This is a genomic window from Mesorhizobium sp. WSM4820, from assembly GCF_055811075.1.
In genome coordinates this window covers 13,369-30,278 of sequence record NZ_JBVVQN010000021.1, presented here as the reverse complement: position 1 = coordinate 30,278, position 16,910 = coordinate 13,369, and the positions used below count along the sequence as shown (strand labels likewise).

Genomic DNA, 16,910 nt, shown 5'->3' with positions numbered 1-16,910 from the left:
GGCGGCGTCTTACTTAGGCTAAGGCGCGATGGCCTCGAAGCTGATCGGCATCGCCGCCGGGGTCGCGACGCTGTTGCGGCGCGCCAGTTCACCGGCCCGGCCTGCGTCGCCATAAAGCGCATAGGCCAACGCGGTCGCCGGCAGCGATATTTCGGTCTGCACGGTGACCAGCGGCGCGCGGTTGGCAGCGACGGCGCTGAGATCGGACGCCGCGGTTGCAGCGATGTCGGACAGCCATTCGTTGACGGAAACATCCAGACCCGTCGACAACGCGTCGAGCACCGGATCGACGACCGGCGAAATCCGGTCGCGGGCGCGGCGTGCATCCTGACGCGAAAGGTAATCCCCGGCCGCCAATGTCTGGCAGAAACCGGCGGCGAAGGCAGCGGCCGACACCAGGTCGAAGACATCGTCTCCGGCCGGCACCGCCGCGACGGCAAAGGCCTCGACCGCTTCGGCCGGGCTCGCCACATCGGCAATGGCGCCGACAGTCGAGACGAACGCGGCGGCAATAGCCGATGCCTGCGCAACTGGCTGCACCGCAAGGCGCGTGATGGTCGCGATCGCGTCGGCGACGGCCGGCCGCTTGTCCTCGGGCAGTTCCGATGCGTCGGCAACCGCAGACATCCTGGACGCGGCTGATGCGGCCGCCAGTGCCGAGGGTGCAGCCTGCCCCGGCGCGACATCACGCATACGGAAGGCGGTCGCGGCGGCGATCATGTCGATGCCGGCCGCGATCAGCGAAGCAATGGCCAGCGCGCCGGGCACAGCGGCGAAGGGTAGCGACGGCAGACCGGCTGCAACGAATTCGATGTCGAAGCCGACATAGCCGGCGCGGCTGCGCTCCCGCGACAGAGACCAGCGTGGCACCCTGACCAGCACCGGGCCGCCCATCGGCAGCACCAGCGTCGCGGCGCCTGGTGCATTGAGCGCGGCGGTGAACGCGCGAGCGGCGGCATCAGCGAGATCGCCGGCGACATAGGCGCTTAGCGAAAACCGCCTGACATCGCCGCCCATGTCCTCCGTGACATGCAGGTCGGAATAGGCGATCGGCGAGACGGCGACGCGGCGCCCGCCCTCGGCGTCCTCATAGTCGACGAAGAACGGTACACCGCGAAACGTGGCGGGCCGGAAGGCTTTCAACCAGTCGCGCATCAGCGTGGCCCCATCGCGCGGCCGGCATCCGAGCGGCCGGTGTCGGCGCGAACCTGCTTGAGAGAGCCGATCGGCCGCGACAGGTCGGCCGCCGCGCTGCGGGCAGCGGCGGCGAGACTGTTGGCGCCCGAGACGATCGCCGCCTCGAGCTTGCCCGCGACCGACGCCAGAGTGTCGGCGCCCGACTTGATGCTGTCTCCGGCCTGCTTGCCGCCATCGGCCACGGACGACGCCGTCTCGACGCCGGCTCCTTTCAGGTCGGCGGCAGCGGCGTCCGTGGCCCGCTCCATCGCGCTGAAATCGATCTCGTTGCCGAAATAGCCGGCCGGCTTCTCGACCTTAACGCTGTTGCGCACGGCGGCCGCGTGCCCGCGGCCGTAGAGCCGGTATTGCTCGGCCATGCCTGGCGCCACCGGACGCGGTGTCGGCAGCGGTATGCGGCCCGGCTGGTCCTGGCGCCGCGACGGCAGTTCCGGGCTCGCACTCATCGGCCCCTTGGCGGCGATCAGGCCTTCCGGCGAACGCCAGCCGCCCTGGAAAGCCTTCAGCCCCTGGTCGTGATTGTCGAAGCCGTTGCGCGCCCACCACATGCGCTTTTCCCAAAAGCCCATGCCTTCCTTGTCGAGCTGCGCGTTGATGAACTGCGCCTTGTCCATATTGGAGCTGACGAAGTCCATGGCGCCCGTCGCTGGCCCGGCGATGCCGCCGCCAATGGAACGTTTCATCCGCTCCCAGGACGCCGCCATCCTGTCGATCTTCGCCTTGTTCCCGTCGAGGATGACACCCAGATCGCGCATCGTCGCGCCATCGACATTTTCGAGCGCCTTCTGGAAACCTTCCATGGCGTCGCGCCCTTGCAACAGGGCGCGCATGCCTTGCATGAACTGGGCATCGGTGAATAGCTGCGGGATCTTCGAGAGGTCGCCCTTGAGCGCCCGCTCGGTCAGTTCGATGAACACGTCGAGCAGGTCGCGGCCTTCCTTGCGCGCCTTGGCCATTTCCTTGCGCAGATCGATGCCGAACTTCGAGAAACTCTTCGCCGTCTCGTTCGCCTCCATCTTCTGCAGCACGTTCTGCAAATTGGTGGCGGCCGAACTGGCATCACCAGTTTGCAGGCGCACGGTCTGCAGCATCGACGCCAGCTTGCCCAGACCCTTCTCGCCCTCGTAGCCGAGCGCGGCCATGGCCGGCGCCAGCGACGGCAGATACTGGGCCATGTCCTTGAGTTCGAACTTGCCCTGCTTGCCAGACGTGACGAGGATGTCGAAGGCCCGCTGCATGTTGTCGCCGGTAAACTTGAACGAGCTGCCGATAGCATCCGCCGTAGTGGCGATGTCGGCGATTTCAGCGCCGGCCGCCTGCGCCGTGGCGGCGACGGAAGGCAGGAACGACAGAGCCTCGTCGACGCTGCGGCCGGAAGCGACAAGCGCTTCGAGACCATCCGTGATGCCGTCCTGCGTCATCGCATAGTCGAGTGCGGCGCGGTCGACCGTGCGGAACATCTCGCCAAGCTTGTCCTTGCTGGCATCGGCGTTGACAGCGATCCTCGTCAGCCGGCGTTCGGCATCGGCGAAGTTGGTCACCAACTGGCCCGCGCCGCGCACCAAACCGTAGGCGGCAAGCCCCCGAACAGCGTTGGCGGCAATCATGCTGTTGCGCGCCATGACTCCTTGCGTCTTGTTGAACGCTTGCGCCTTCTGGTTCACCTGATTGAGCTTGCTCGACAACTGCCCGAAGGCGCCCATCGGGCCGAGCTTCGCCGACAGGCGCAGAATGGCCTCGATCGTGCGGTTGCTCATTTTTTCGGCCTGCGCTTCAGGAATTCAATGCCGCGCCCATGCAGCGTGGCGATCTCGGAAAAGGTCATCGGCAAGACAACGCCGGGCTGCCAGCCGAAGAAGAACAGAAGATCGTCGGCCTGGATGCCGACAACGTCGCCTACTTGGCGTCCGGCGACGCGGAAACCATAAAAAAACCGATCACCGCATCGCGCACCAGCCTGGCGTCGGCCAAGGTGAGCGCGCCAAGCTTTTCGATCCCCGGCGCCGTGACGCAGCGACGGACATATGCGGCGACGGTGTCGACGTTCTCGATGACGACATTGTTGCCGGCTGCGCGCTGCACCTCATAGGGCTCGCCCAGCGCCAGCAGATCCTCGAAGCGCGGTTCGCGCAGCGTGACGCTGTCGAAGGGCTCGCCATGCGCCTCGTAGCGCTTGGACAATGGAACGATCTTGTCGGCCATGTCAGATCTTCTTGTAGGCGCGGGCGATCAGCGCAACGCCGGTAACCTCGCCGCTCGCCCGGTTGATCGTCGGCGTGCCGGTGAATGCCGATTCCGTCCAAAGATGCTGAGTGCCGGTGAAGCTCTCGTTGAGCGTCACGTTGAAACCCGAGGCGCGCATCAGCCGGTTCCAGTCGTCGGCCGCCATATCCTCGAAGGTCAGGTTGGCCTTGAAGCCGGTCGGCTCGACGGTGCGATAGATCGAGCCGTCCTGATTGGCGTTGCCTTCGATGTTGACGTTGGACGGCATGATCTCAGCCGCGCCGCGCACCACGATGCGGTCGCCGGTCGAAAGGGCGAACGTCATCTCTCCGCCGAAATTCTGCATGGGTTTATCCTCTCAGTTGGATGGCGCTGGCAGGTGCCAGGTCAGGCGGCGCGATACTGGCTGTAGAGCCGGGCGTTGGCGGCGATCACGTCCAGCGCGTTGACGCGATCGATCGGCGACAGGATGTCGACGCGGTTGGCGCTTTCGGTGTTGCGCTGGACGACGAGGCGATCGGCGAAACCGCGCGCGTTCTCGAGCACGCCCTGTTTCTCCATCGTCTCGGCAGCATGGACCAGCGTTGCCTTGATCGCCTTCGGTGTCGTCAGCGAACCGAGGCCGCCGGGGTTTTCGTCGGCAAGCGCCTTCTGGCCGTGCTCATAGGACAGCTGCGCCCGAAAGAAACGCAGGATGGCAACCAGCTGGCCGATGGCCTGGATGTCGCGGAAGGTCTCGTCGGGCTGCGCGTTGGCGTCCTTCTGATACGTGGTGATGATCTTGTCGATCGCCACGCGGCCATCGGCCGTGATTATGAAGCTGGAAATGCCGGAGCGCAGCAGCGTGTTGCGGCCGGCATAGGTCGGCACGGTCGCGCGGTTGCGCTGCGCCTTGACGCCTTCGACGACAAGCCCGGTCTGATTGCGCGAGACGTTGCCGGTGACGCCATCGGACAGCCAGGGAACGATGCGAGAGACGAGGCCTGCGGCCCACATCCAGGCCGGCGTCGCGTTGCCGGCCGCGGCGATGCGCGGCAGGATGGTCAGATGGCGGTCGTTGAGCGACAGGCCGAGCGTGGTCAGAGCCGAGGTCGAGCCGGTCGAGGGCGCGAAGACATGGCCATAGACCTGCCTGTTATAGGCCCAGCGTCCGGACGTATCGTTGAGCAGCGCAGCATAGCGGCCGATATTGGTCGCGTCGGCGAAAGGCGAGACGATCCAGTCGAAGGGATCATCGCCGAGCGAGGCGAGTGCCGCCGACAGGTCGGGATCACCGGCCGCCGCTACGGTGTTGGTCAGCGTGAGTGCCGCGCCGGCAAAGGCGTTGGCCGCGATCGTCGTCGGCACATAGAAGTCGAGATCGCCGAAGATGGCGCCGGCATGCCGGGCCGTGGTGGTGACGGTGTCGGTCACAACCGCCGCCGTCACCGGCAGCGAGGCGCCGGTGAGCGGGTTGAAATAGGCGTTGATCGCGGCGGAAAGCGCTGCGGCCACGGTGTTGACGCTGTCGCCGGCGGCGATCTGCACCTGCACCGGCTCGCCGGCAATCTCGATCGTGCCGACGCCGCCGCCGGCCGGAACGGAATTCACCTTGATGGTGTCGGCGCGCGCCACGCCAACGGCGGCGGCGGAAACGATCCAGGTCTCCTGCACCGGCGCATTGAGGAAGGCGACGCGCGCCATTTCGGCAAGCATCGAGCCGGCGCCGGCAAGGGCGACGGCTTCCTGCGCCGAACCGATCGCTTGCGGCAAATTGTCGGCAATCGCCGCGCCGGCATTCTTGTGGCCGATCAGCAGCAGCCGCGATTCCGACTGGTAGCTGCCGCCCGAGGTGACCTCGAAGGCGAAGAGCGGCGCGACCAGGCCGGCGCCGGGGATGTTGTTGAACTGGATGCCCATCAGTTTTTCTCCTTGCGCTTGCCTGCAGCCGGAACGGCAGGCGCTTCGATTTCTTCGACGATCAGCGAGCCGTCATTGATGAGCTGCATCCAGACCGGGTCTTCGCGGTCGATGGACTGGCCTTCGGCCGGAAAATCGGTGGCTGGACGGAACGGATGCGGCAGGCGGTGCGAGGCATCCGCCAGCCTGGCGTGAACGAGATTGGCCATGGTCTAGTCCTCAATATCGGGGAACGGCGGTTCGACGGCGGCGGCGGTTCCGACCTGGCCGGACACGCCGGCCTGCTTCACTTCGAAGGCGATCGTGTCGATGACGGGCAACGGCGTGGCAGACGCGAACTGCGCCGCCATGTTGTCGAGCGTCGCCTTGGCATAGGAATTTGCCGGCAACATCGCCGCAATGCTCGCAGCCGGCTGCGGCAAACCTGCCCCGCCAGAAAAGTCGTCATCCGGTATCTGGCAGTCGAACAACATCGTCGTGCGCTGCCAGCGCAGGCCGAGCTCGGGGACGGCAAAGCCTTCCTCGTCGATGCTCTCGATCGCCATGACGCTCTTGCGAAAGATCGCTCCGGTCGGCCCTTGCGTCAGGACGTAGCGGACTTGCGCGCACAGCGCCGACAGCACGATGCGCGCCTTCGGATCGGAGCCGGCCATGGCGTCGACGAATTCCGCGCCGTCCTCGTCCTTTGCTGCGACCGCCAGTTCGGCGACGACTTCCAAGATGGTGCTGCCATTGCGGGCAACGCTGCCCTGCCCGGGCCCGCGGCGCGGCGATTGCGACCGGCGCGTGAACAGCGACAGCACCGGCGTATATTCCTCGCCGGGATCGAGCAGGTCGACCGACGGACGGCGGCTGTCGAAGACGCGGGCGCGGGCGAGGGTCGGGAACCCTGTCTCGGCCAGGATCGCCGCGGTCGGGCAAAAACTCTCGACGGCCGCCAGCCGGGCGATCTCGGCGGCGATGGTCATGGTTTGCCCTTGGTGCGGTTGACGAAGATGGCCAGCCTTTTTCCGCCGTCCGCGGGGATGGCTGCAACGAGAAAGCGGCCCTTCACCTCGCCGGCCGGCCCCTCCCACACAATCTGGTCCTCGACCTTCACCGGCTCCGGCCAGTCGGTCGAGAGCGCAGTGATGACCGCCTCGTGGCTCGGCATCTCGCGCGACCGCTCGCGGTTCGACGTCAATGTGGAGGGATGCGAAAAGCCAGGTGTGAGGACAGCCGGGCCGAAGTCAATCGAGCCGAGGAAGGGAAATCCCACGCGATCCGGATCGGCCATGCGGGTCTCGTTGACGCCGACGCGCCGTGCCGTCGGCACCACGCGAAAGCTTTCGCGGTCGAAGACTTCGGCGACGGTAGAATCTGTCGCCGCCAAAGCCTCGTTCCAGTCGATCATGTCAGGGCGTTCCGAGGTCCATCTCGGCGGCCGCATCCGCGCGGGCAAGGTCCACCTTAGTGGCCGAGCGCACGGCGCCCTTGGCTACAAGATCCTCGAACTGCTTCTTGTCGAGGTCGAGGATCGAGCCGGGCGCTTTGACCTCGATTTCGGCGCGTTTGGCCACCTTGCCTTCCGGGGTTTTCTCGCCCGGCGTCTTGCACAGGTGAACCGTGTTCAAAGCGACAGCTTTGACCATGATACGTCTCCAGTTTCGGTTTGAGGATGCCGGACTAACGAGGGCAGACCCGGTGGCGATTAGGCCAGAACGGTCGCCTTCAAAGTGGCATTGGGGTTGACCGGCACCATCAGCGGCGCCGACTGGGTGAGGATTTGCTCGATGGCGACATCGCCTTCCGGAACATAGTTACGCGGGAAGATCGGCAGCGCCTCGAACTGGGCATGCAGGTCGACGATCGTGCCAAAGCAGCGATAGCCCTGCACATTCGGGCCGGACAAGACCACGTCCTTCGGCGACATGAACGGCGTTACAACGCCGTTGACGGTGTAATAGTCCTTGTACACCCAGACCTCTATGCCCCCGCCGAGCGTACCGCCATAGCGAACCTCGCCGGTGGTCATCAGACCAGTCTTGATCGTCAGGTCGGCGTTGCCGCGCCGGGTCAGGTCCATCTCAGCGAGGATTTCCGCGTCCCGGCGCATGACGCCCCAGGCATCGGTGCCGACGGTGATGCGGTTCGGAGCACCGCCAAACTCGGCCGAATGCATCATGTCGGCCCAGCTCTGAATGTCGTCCAGGATGGAGACGCCGGCGTCGCCCCAGCGGGCGCCCACGCCGAGCACGACGGTGTGGCCGCCGGCGCGGCCAAAATCGACCAGACGCTGGGGCATGTCCTTGCCTTCAATGACAACCTTGCCGTCGATGATCGCCTTCGCCGCCATCCATTCCCACAGCCGTTCGACCGCGACGCGGTGAAACTGCAGGATGTCGGCTTTTACCGCGTCGTAGCGGGCGGCCGGGCTTTGGGCGTTGGGACCGAGCAGCGTGCCCGGACGGCGGGTCAAGGCGCGCAGCGGCGAGACGGGGTCGCTAGCCTTGACGTAGCCAGGCTTGAAGCGCTCGAGGCGCGCACCCTCTTCGTAGATGGCGCGACCCTGCGCCATCGGCGCGACGAAGGGCGCGAGTTTGCGGCCAGAGCGCGGGATCTTCTCCAGGTCGATATATTCGTCGGTCGACGACATCTGGTTCGGGAAGAGCAGGTCGAGCCAGTAGCTCGGCACGATGTCGAGTTCGCGGAACACACCCAGCAGAGTGTGCGTGTCCCAGAGTTCATAGTGGTCGAAGTCCGCCATGGTCGTGGCCCTTTTGTGAAAAGAGGCGGCCTCAGCCGCGATTGCGTGGAAGGGGGAGTTGCTGTTTTCGCGTCAGAGACGCTTGCGGACGACGATGTTGGTTGGCGTGGGGGCGCCGCGGAAGGCGGCTTCCCTCTTGGCGTCCGTATCGAAGGAGGCATGCCAGTTGAGTGCGTCCGGGTTGAAGTTGCCGGCACGATAGATGGCGACGCGCTGCGCGGCGTCGGTGTCAACCACAGGCGCCGTGGTGATCCCGATCGGCGCGACGCCGACCTGATCGACACCGCCGACCAGCGTGGTATTGGCAAAGGCAGTTGCCGTTCCGACCTCGGTGGTAGCGATCGCATTACCCGCCGCGCCTGCCACCTTGGCGACAAGGCCGACGATGCCGGCCGCGTCAGATTGCGCACTGACGTCCGGATGCGCCACGGTGAGCGAGCCATAAGCCGTACCAGCACCTGCACCGGCATTGATGGCCGCGATCAGGTTGCTGGCGGTCTCGGCCGCCGTGGCGCCGATCTTCACCTGCCCGGCGACAGTGGTCGGCGCCGCCTTTAGCGTATAGACGGTCGCGCCGATGGTGATGGTGTCGTCGACGGTGCCAACGCCGGAGAACACGAGACGGCCAGTGGCCTTGCTGCCGGCCGCATAAAGCAGTGTCGCCAGAGCCAGGCTGGTGGCAGCCGCATTGAGCCCGACTACCGAGAAGGCCGGCAGGGCCAAATCGGCAGCCACCGGAAAATCTTCCGTGACCGGATGGGGAATGGCCGAGTTGAAGATCTCGGCGGACGTAAAGGTTTCGGACACGTCGCGGGCCGCCATGCCCGGCTGTGCAAAAGGAATGCTGGTCATGATCAACCCTTTCGGTGAGTTGTGGTTGTCGTTGCTGGGATTGAGCTGTCAGCCGGCGCGGCCGTCAGCCTTGTTTGGCAGGCGCTCCAGTCGAGGCGCGATAGTTGCCGAGGATCCGGCTGGTCGCGTCCTGAGATGCGTCCTTACCGCCGGGCTGCGCCAGGCCGGCGGCGGCCAGGCGGGTCTTCTCGTAAGCCGCGGCATCCGCGCTTGCTGCTGGCTTGGCCGCCGCAACATTGGCGACGACGAAGGCGGCGACATCGGCACCGCTCATGCCCGGCGACTTGACCGCCAGATCGAGCGCCGCCGACATGCGACCCGCATCGCCTTTGACGCCTTCGGCGCCGATAGCGGCGGAGAGGCGTTCCGTCGCCTCCTGTGCGCCAGCCGCTCGGCCGGTCTTTTCGGCGGTTGCGACAGCGGCGTCGTGATCCGCTTTCGGAATGCCGGCTTCGGTGTTGCTGCCGCCGGCGGGCTGCGCGTCTTTCGACATGTCAGTCTCCTTGCTGTGAGGCGCATCGGCGCCGGTATTTTCCCCTTCGGGGGAAAGCTCATCCGCTGCCGCGAGCGCTGCGCGGACCGCGGCCAACATGCTGGTCATGATCAGGCCTTTCCGTTGATGTCCTTGATGAAGGCGGCGAACGCCTCCTGACTGTCGCCGACGGCATCAGCCAGGCCGAGTTCGACAGCTTCGGCCGCCGAATAGGCTTCTGCCTCGGTCTTCAGCGCCGCCGCCTTTGACATCCGCTTGCCACGCCCTTGCGCGACGACGCCGGCGAACCGGTCGCGCATCTGCTCGACCTCGGTCTGCCATTTTTCCTGAATGCCGGCAGCGAGCGGCTGATAGGGATTACCGTCGACCTTGTGCTTGCCGGCATGGATGAAGGTGACCTTGATGCCTTCCTGCTCGAGATTGCCGGAAAAGTCGGCGTGCATCATGACGACGCCGATCGAACCGGCGCCGCCGAACTCCGGCATGATAATCTGCCGCGCCTGGCTGGCGAGGAGATAGCCGGCCGAATAGGCGAAGTCGGTCAGGATAGCGATCGTCGGCTTGGCCTTGGACAGCGAGCGTAGGGCGGCTGCAGCCTCGAAGGCGCCGTTGACCTGCCCGCCGAAACTGTCGATCTCGACCACGGCTCCCTTGACAGCCGTGCTGCGCTCGGCACGGGCGAATTGCGTGATCAGTCCCTGGTACGACGTTTCGCCCGACGACGCGCCGATCCACGCGCCCTTCTGGACCAAAGTGCCTTCGACTGGGATGACAGCGACATTCTCGATCATTTCGAACGGGACGATGCCGCGCTGGTCGAGGCGGCGACCCATGCTATCGCCCAGCACACCAGCAGACGGACGGCCATTGGCAAAGGCGACATGGTCGACCGCGCCTGGTGCGTTGACGATGGTGATAGGGTAACCTGTGAGGCGCGGCCCGAGCATCTGCAGCAAAGTTTCAGCCTTGCCAGCATGGTAGAGATGCGGCCTGTCAAAGAGGGCGCCGCAGATTCGTTCAAAGGCTATCGACATGGACCGCCTCCAACAAAGCGTATCGTCTTGGCATAGCGGGAGCGTTTGCCCTGCTTGGCCGAACAGGCTGCGGCGAGCCGCATCAGCTCGGCGTCGAGCGCAGCGACGCTGCCGACCGATATGCGGACGCGCCGGTGGGTGACCGGCGATCGCACTTCCGTCTCCTCGACCCGTTCGCCGGCAATCAGCTTCAGCTTGGCCGCATAAAGCGCCTGATAGAGCGCGCACGGGTCTTCCGCGTCGACCGAGACGCCGGCGATTTTGATCATGGTTGGCATCAGGCGGCTTTCTTTGCCGGCTCGTCTTCAGCCGCGGCGTTGTTGTCGGGCGCACCGCCGTTTCGGGCAACGAATGGCGAAGGCAGCCCGGCAGCCACGAAGCGGTCATGCCAATACTTGCGGCTTTCGAAAACTTCCTCTGGATCGAGCCCACGCTCGGCACATTCGGCCTCGAAGGTCGACGTGCCGTTCACAAGCCGCTCCGTCGCCGCCTTCGCACTCTTGCCGTCATCGGCCGTCGGTTTGGCCGGCCCGTTCCACAGGGTCCAGAGCACGTCATCGCGATTGGCCGCAAAGGCTTCGTAGCCACCCTTGAACGGGATACGGCCTTCGCCGATCTCCTCGTCCAGGCCGCTCTCATAATAGGCCTGGCAAAAGGGCGACGCGACGCGGCTGCGGCGTCGCGTGACGATCGGCCAGATCGAGGCGTTGTCCATGTTGACCGACGAATAGGTTGCCGAGGTGTTGTCCATGGTCAGGCCGCCATAGGTGATGCCCAGAGCTCTCGCCATGTCGCGCGACAGTTCCGCCGAGACCGGAAGAAACTGCGGACCTGGCGTGCCGCTGGTCAGGAATTTCAGATCCTCGCCGGGCGCCAGGTGAGAGACCTTGGGATCGCCGCTGATCGAAATCTTTCCTTCCGCGGCACGATCGAGCGCGGCCTGGAAATAGTCGATGAAGTCAGTCCTGATCTCGCTATCGTCCGGCAGCGCCTCGATCGCCTCGAACGCTTCCTTGGAGGGTTCTGGGCTGGTCAGCGCGATGCCGAAGATCGTCTGCAGAATCTGCGTCTGGATCGTCGCGTCGACCAGCACTTCATGCTGGATGTGCTTCCGGATGGCGGATGCGAGCCGCGAGATGCCGCGCACATCGGTTGGCGCCATCGGGTCGAAGACATGAACGACGACTTGCCGACCGTTCGCATCATAGGCCGGATGATCGCGCTTGGTCAGGATGCCGTCTTGACGCTCCTCGAACCGGTAGGCCACCGGGCGGCCGTTCGGATCGTGGATGACGCCCTGATAAAGCCCGACGAATTCGTTAGTATCCTGGACCAGTGTGGTCGGCGACATCAGGCAGAGCTTGGTTCCGCTGACGATGCCATAGCGGCGGCGCTGCGATAGCGGAAAATAGCTCAAGACGCCAACGGCTTCTCCAAAGACGACATCGGCGCGCAACGCCATGTCGACCATCTGCGGCAGCGTGAACTTGCCGCGAAAATCGCATTCACGCGGGTTCCAGGCGCGCTTCTTCCACCACTCCTTGACCAGCTTGACGAATTCGACCGTCTCGTTGGCGTCGTAGCCGAGCCTGGAAAGGTTCGGTTTCGGCGTAAGCACCAGCTCCTCCCCGACAGTGTCGGCAAGCACCTGGTCGACCGCGCCGCGAATTCGACCGGAATTCTGGATGATGTCGGCGGCCAGGCTGGCTGCCCGGCGCCAGGCGGCGCGCACCTCGTCGCGATGCTCGCGCAGGATCGCAGGACGCGTCGAGATGATCGCGGAACGCGTGTCGCGAAGATAGCCACCTGCCGGGCGCGGACGAGCAGTGTCGGAAACAACCGAGCTGCCAGCCTTGACGCGGTAACGTGGTTTCGCGCTCAACTTCGGTTCGCCCACTTCTTTTTTCTGGCCTCGCGCCGCGCTTCACTGTCGGGCGTTGGCGAGGTTTTCTTCTTCACGAACGGCCCGTCCTCGGCCGCCTCGAACAGATCGGGTTCAGCCGGCTTGCCATGCACTTCGGTTAGCAGATCGGCCCAGCGCTCGGCGTTGAGCCGCCGCTTGTGCTTCAGGTGCCAGGCCAGAGCGAAGGCGTAGACCGTGCTGTCGAACCAGTCGTTGGCGCGGCCGAGAATCCTCTTCCATTCCCGAGGCGCCTTCGGGCTGATCAGGTTGCGCGCCCGCCGCGATACCGTGGCGCGCGCCTCCTCGTCCGGGTCGACCAGCCGCTCCGCTGTCATCTCCTTGGCGAACTCGTCGTCGCAGAGCTCGTTCGACAGGTGGATGGTGTTGCGCGGCCAGCTGCCGCGCTCGTCCGGCCCGAGCACGAAATTGGCCAGCGCCGCCATGACCGAAGTCTTGATGTCGTAAAGCCCGACCGGATAGAGCATCACCTTGGAGACGATGCGCTTGCGCTGGTCGCGTATGTCCTTCTTCACCGGCGTGCCGAGCCACGGCAGGCCAATCGGGTGGCGGCCGTCGAGCGCAAAAACGTTCGGCCGCGAGGCGCAGAAGCGATAGACACGGTCGGTGGCAAAGCCCGAATCTACCCCGGACAGATCGATGCCCTTCTCGCCGCCGCCGGCCGTGCGATAGGTTTTGCCGAGCGCGTCGGCGAGTTCGATCCAGGCGTCGTCGACCTGGTCCGGCGCCCCGGCGAACACCTGGCGATCAATGAGCCAGGCGCGGTCGCGCGGCCCGATCGCCCAAACCGACCATTTGATGCCGTAGCCCTGGACGTCGGCGGCCGAGACGATGAGGCCGGCCTCGGCGGGAATGACGCCTTGCGGGAACGGGAACTTGCGCGCCGCCTCGACGATCTTTTCCCATTCGACGGCGACGCCGCCCGGATCGTAGGGCAACGCCAGATCCTGCTGGTAGAAGGTGCGCAGCTTCGTCGTGTCGCCTTCGGCGTCCTTGAAGCGGTTCCAGATGTCGGCGAAGCGTTCGCGCGGCGCATAGGCGGCCCAGAGATGATAGCTCGGCTGCCAGTCGCGGCAGCGGCCCTCGCACGGGTCGCAGCGCCAGCGGCCGATATCTTCGGGCGCGATCGCGTCCGGTACTTTCTCTTCGCCGTCATGGACGCGGCGCGGGATCCAGTGCCCGCGCGCATTCATCTCGGCCTTGTGGCCGTCGAGTATGGCGCCGTTGCAGGCGATGCAGGCCACATGAACCGGCAGATTGCGCGCCGGATCAGCATCGCGCAGCTGCTCGCGAAACTGGTCGAATTCCAGCACATGATAGATGCCGCAATGCGGACAGGGCACGTAGTAGTAGCGCTGGTCGCCGACTTCAAAGTCGCCGGTGATGGCGCATTCGCCGGTGATGCCTGGCGTCGAGCCTTCCCATTCCTTCGCGGCGTCGCCATACATCTTCTGGCGAGCCCGCGCCTGGTCACGCGGGCTGCCGCGGCCGTCGACATCCCTGGGGTAGCCGGTGACCTCGTCCATGGCGAGGTATTTGATCGACACCATCTGCAGGCCCTTGGAAGAACCAGCATTGACGATCTGGCAGAAGCCGCCGGCGTAGCGCTTGAACGAGGTGGTCGACCCCTGCTCGTCGCGGCTGTTGACCGGCATCACCTTGTGCGAGATGCGCGGGCTTGCCTCGATAGTCGGCTGCAGCTTGACCCGGTTGAACTTGGTCGCTTCCTCGAGCGTCGGCAGCACGATCATCATCGAGCCGGGCGCCTGGTCGACGATATAGCCGAACCAGTTCTCGATCGCCGTCGACTTGCCGAGCTGCGCCGCCCAGCGGCAGGTCACGCGGCGCGCCGGATGGTCGGGATGCAGGCAATCCTGCGGCTCGCGCAGGTATGGCACACGATCGGTCTTGAATGGGCCGGGCCAGGGCGATCCCGATTCCGGCGAGACGACACGGTAGCGGTCGGCCCATTCGGAGATCGTCAGGTCGGCGACGGGGCGGCTTGCGGCCTCGAGGCCAGCAAACAACACCTCCGCACCATGCGGCAACTCAGGAAATGAGAGCCGCGCATCGTGATAGCTCATTGCAGGGACGCCTGATCGAACGGACTGGCATCGCCGGCCACCCGCTCCCGCTCGCGCTGGTCGAGGCGTTCGCGGATCTCGCGGTTGAAGTCGGCGAGGCCGACACGGACGAATGCCTTAAGGGCGATGCGCGCGACACGCTCGTCCCAGCCATATTTTACCGACAGGCTCGCCGCCTCGCTCTCGATCGCCCGCTCAAATGCGCTTTGCATCAGCGCGATCGCATCGCGTCCGGCCTTGTCGACCTCCACCGTCGGCGTCAGTTCGCCGCGGCGCTTGGCGAGGTCCATCTCGCGCATCTCGGCATCGGCCTGCGCCTTGCGGGCGAAGCCGTCCGACTGGCTGCCGGCGAACCGTGAGGGCGGCGACTTGGCCTTTGTGCCGAGGCCTGGAGCCTGCCCGGAGATCGGCGGCACCGTGCGCAGGCGAATGTTCTCGCCACGGTGAGCGACCAGCGCGCCGTACTCGACCAGGTGCGACTTGCCTTCCTCGCGCGTCGGCAGCGCTTCCGAGTGTTGCTTCAAATAGCGCGACAGCGTCGAGCGGTCGATCCGGTCACCGGCCGCGCTCAAACGCGCCGCGGCATCCGTGATCGAAATCCACTCGCCGGCGTCGGCGTCGGTTTCGATGACCATGCGTGCATTGTCCCGTGCGGCACGCGTGCATCACACGTTCTTGCGTGTACCGCTTTCCGACGCGCCTACTAGAAAAATCCCGGGCTCCCCCGGGCCCGTATGGGGTGGAAACGCTGGTACGGTCCCTACACCGGGGGTGGGGGTCAGCGGGGCAGGAGGCGATCGACCTCATGCAGGTACCGAGGCATCAGGCTCTGCTCGATGACCTCGGTCAGCACCTGGAGGTAGACCTCCGGGTTGTTGGTGATGTCATGCGCCGGGTTCGGCCCGAACAGTTCGCGGATGGGCAGCCTTGCCTTGCCCTGTCGCCTGAACACGCCAGCATGGCCGCTCTTCATCTCGGCGATGAAGGCAGAGCGATATGATCCTCTCAAACGGACGCGCACACCCTTGGCGGTCTGGGTCGCGCCGAGCTTGTAGAGTGGCAGCCATCCCGATCTCAGGATAACATCGGACGTGTTACCGCCCGCATTGAATTGTGCCGTGGTCACCGCCCTCACCCGCGATGGCGGGATATCGATGCGCTCGGCATTGCGCTTGACGATGCGGCTGCGCGCCATATCGGTGACACGGCGCATGGCGCGGGCAGCGGCTTTGGCCTTGATCTCTTCCGGCAGACGGGCAATCGCCCGGCCGAGGTGCTCAAAGTCCGACGCATCGACATTAAGCTCGACGGTCACGCGCTTTTCCCAATGAAAAACCCCGGTCGCTTGGGGCGCCGGGGTGATTTCTTTTTTACCGTGTTCAGATGTATGTCAAGTTTCTGCTGCACGTCAACAGACAGCAGCAGTTTTTTTCGCGGGCCGATCAGACGCCCTTTCGACGATAGCGACGCCGGGCCGATCGGCCTCCAGCCATGGCGTCATCGAGCGATCCGAATAGACCAGCCTGTGCCCGACGAGCTGCGTGGCGATCTCGGCCTCGAGCCGGCGCAGCGCCGCGACCCAAATCTGGTAATCGAGCCGGCCGAGGATGTCGCCGGTCGGATCGATCGAGAACTCATACTTGCGGTAGGCGCCCTTCACCGGGCGCTGAGTGCGGCCGTTGTAGCCGTCAACCTCAAGATCGTAGGTCTTACCGTCCTCATGGTTCATGCGCCGCAGCACGAACCAGGCCGGCTTGCCGCCGCGCTCGATCATCCTGACCTTGCTCGGCTCGGCGCCAAAGTCCGGCTCACGGCCGAGGATGGCCGTGCCGACGACAAGGCTGACGATGCCGGCGGCTCGCCGTTGCGGCGTCCGCACCATGTAGCGCTCAACCGCCTTGCGCACCGCTGCCTCAGCCATGCCTTCGGTATCCGGCCAGTCGGCCAGCGCATTCCAACCCGCCGGTACCGCAACGTCGCAGCGCGACAGGCCTGTGACCGCGCGCCCGACCGCAACCGCGTCGTCATGCGGCTCGCCCTGCTCGATCCAGTAATTCTCCGTATCGCCCCTGCCCTGGTCGACGATTGCGCCAAGCTCGGCAAAGCTGGTGATCTTGCCCCATGACGACGCCTCCAGCATCCGCCAGGCCGAGTTGGCATTGTCCAACCCGTCAACCCCGCCGCCTTTCGGCAATTCATGGACGAATGCCCATGTCAGCAATTCCTCAATGGTTACGGTCTTCATTGTCTTATCCTTGCGACAGTTTTCGAGAGTTTTGCGATAGTTTAGCGATAGTTGGAGCCGGTAGTTTATTGAGGGATTTCAATTCGTTGTGGGGATGATGCGGGAGTTGCGATAGTTTTGGTTGGCCATAGACGTGAAGATATCAATTCCCCGCTCCCCTTCCCCACCTCTATAGGCGGCGGAAAACTGGTGCAAACTATCGCAAACCGTTGATTT

The 16,910-nt window shown here is 65.1% G+C and carries 19 protein-coding genes; all 19 read right to left on the bottom strand.

The annotated features are described in order from the left end of the window. Window positions 1-18: 18 nt before the first annotated feature. The 19 genes from AC0L2R_RS27330 to AC0L2R_RS27240 all read right to left on the bottom strand — a co-directional run bounded on the left by AC0L2R_RS27330 (window position 19) and on the right by AC0L2R_RS27240 (window position 16,694). Window positions 19-1,155 carry a DNA circularization N-terminal domain-containing protein gene (locus AC0L2R_RS27330; RefSeq protein WP_473512622.1) on the bottom strand — a complete coding sequence of 379 codons (1,137 nt, stop codon included), beginning with the start codon at window positions 1,153-1,155 and terminating at the stop codon, window positions 19-21. Beyond that, window positions 1,155-2,954, bottom strand: coding sequence for a phage tail tape measure protein (locus AC0L2R_RS27325; protein ID WP_473512620.1), 1,800 nt, complete (start codon window positions 2,952-2,954; stop codon window positions 1,155-1,157). Before AC0L2R_RS27325 ends, AC0L2R_RS27330 begins: the two co-directional genes overlap by 1 nt. 139 nt (window positions 2,955-3,093) lie before the next feature. After that, a complete protein-coding gene (locus AC0L2R_RS27320) occupies window positions 3,094-3,399 on the bottom strand; it encodes a phage tail assembly protein (RefSeq protein ID WP_473512618.1) in 306 nt (101 codons plus the stop codon). 1 nt (window position 3,400) lies between these two features. Beyond that, entirely contained in the window at window positions 3,401-3,766 is a 366-nt protein-coding gene (locus tag AC0L2R_RS27315; RefSeq protein WP_473512616.1) for a phage tail tube protein, read from the bottom strand. A 41-nt stretch (window positions 3,767-3,807) separates the two neighbouring features. Further along, complete coding sequence (locus AC0L2R_RS27310) at window positions 3,808-5,319, bottom strand: phage tail sheath subtilisin-like domain-containing protein (protein ID WP_473512614.1); 1,512 nt, start codon at window positions 5,317-5,319, stop codon at window positions 3,808-3,810. Next, a complete protein-coding gene (locus AC0L2R_RS27305) occupies window positions 5,319-5,528 on the bottom strand; it encodes a hypothetical protein (protein ID WP_473512613.1) in 210 nt (69 codons plus the stop codon). The genes AC0L2R_RS27310 and AC0L2R_RS27305 overlap by 1 nt, the downstream gene beginning before the upstream one ends. Window positions 5,529-5,531: 3 nt before the next feature. Next, a complete protein-coding gene (locus AC0L2R_RS27300; protein ID WP_473512611.1) occupies window positions 5,532-6,287 on the bottom strand; it encodes a hypothetical protein in 756 nt (251 codons plus the stop codon). Then, window positions 6,284-6,712: a hypothetical protein gene (locus AC0L2R_RS27295; RefSeq protein ID WP_473512609.1), complete on the bottom strand. Its 429-nt coding sequence runs from the start codon at window positions 6,710-6,712 to the stop codon at window positions 6,284-6,286. The genes AC0L2R_RS27300 and AC0L2R_RS27295 overlap by 4 nt, the downstream gene beginning before the upstream one ends. A 1-nt stretch (window position 6,713) precedes the next feature. Beyond that, the gene (locus AC0L2R_RS27290; protein WP_473512608.1) at window positions 6,714-6,950 is read right to left on the bottom strand and encodes a hypothetical protein; all 237 of its coding nucleotides are present in this window, start codon (window positions 6,948-6,950) and stop codon (window positions 6,714-6,716) included. 59 nt (window positions 6,951-7,009) lie between these two features. Then, entirely contained in the window at window positions 7,010-8,065 is a 1,056-nt protein-coding gene (locus AC0L2R_RS27285; RefSeq protein WP_292212756.1) for a major capsid protein, read from the bottom strand. 72 nt (window positions 8,066-8,137) lie between these two features. Next, window positions 8,138-8,887 carry a hypothetical protein gene (locus AC0L2R_RS27280; protein WP_473512606.1) on the bottom strand — a complete coding sequence of 250 codons (750 nt, stop codon included), beginning with the start codon at window positions 8,885-8,887 and terminating at the stop codon, window positions 8,138-8,140. A gap of 94 nt (window positions 8,888-8,981) precedes the next feature. Next, the gene (locus AC0L2R_RS27275) at window positions 8,982-9,518 is read right to left on the bottom strand and encodes a hypothetical protein (protein WP_473512605.1); all 537 of its coding nucleotides are present in this window, start codon (window positions 9,516-9,518) and stop codon (window positions 8,982-8,984) included. A gap of 2 nt (window positions 9,519-9,520) precedes the next feature. Then, a complete protein-coding gene (locus AC0L2R_RS27270) occupies window positions 9,521-10,444 on the bottom strand; it encodes a S49 family peptidase (RefSeq protein ID WP_473512604.1) in 924 nt (307 codons plus the stop codon). Beyond that, window positions 10,435-10,722, bottom strand: coding sequence for a hypothetical protein (locus AC0L2R_RS27265; RefSeq protein WP_352884333.1), 288 nt, complete (start codon window positions 10,720-10,722; stop codon window positions 10,435-10,437). Before AC0L2R_RS27265 ends, AC0L2R_RS27270 begins: the two co-directional genes overlap by 10 nt. Next, complete coding sequence (locus tag AC0L2R_RS27260; RefSeq protein ID WP_473512602.1) at window positions 10,722-12,326, bottom strand: phage portal protein; 1,605 nt, start codon at window positions 12,324-12,326, stop codon at window positions 10,722-10,724. The genes AC0L2R_RS27265 and AC0L2R_RS27260 overlap by 1 nt, the downstream gene beginning before the upstream one ends. Next, a complete protein-coding gene (locus AC0L2R_RS27255) occupies window positions 12,323-14,449 on the bottom strand; it encodes a phage terminase large subunit family protein (RefSeq protein ID WP_473512601.1) in 2,127 nt (708 codons plus the stop codon). The genes AC0L2R_RS27260 and AC0L2R_RS27255 overlap by 4 nt, the downstream gene beginning before the upstream one ends. Further along, the gene (locus AC0L2R_RS27250; RefSeq protein WP_473512599.1) at window positions 14,446-15,084 is read right to left on the bottom strand and encodes a hypothetical protein; all 639 of its coding nucleotides are present in this window, start codon (window positions 15,082-15,084) and stop codon (window positions 14,446-14,448) included. The genes AC0L2R_RS27255 and AC0L2R_RS27250 overlap by 4 nt, the downstream gene beginning before the upstream one ends. Before the next feature lie 143 nt (window positions 15,085-15,227). Then, window positions 15,228-15,764 (bottom strand): phage tail protein, encoded by a 537-nt coding sequence (locus AC0L2R_RS27245; protein WP_473512598.1) that lies wholly within the window; start codon window positions 15,762-15,764, stop codon window positions 15,228-15,230. A 93-nt stretch (window positions 15,765-15,857) separates the two neighbouring features. Further along, a complete protein-coding gene (locus tag AC0L2R_RS27240) occupies window positions 15,858-16,694 on the bottom strand; it encodes a hypothetical protein (RefSeq protein ID WP_473512597.1) in 837 nt (278 codons plus the stop codon). Window positions 16,695-16,910 lie beyond the last annotated feature (216 nt).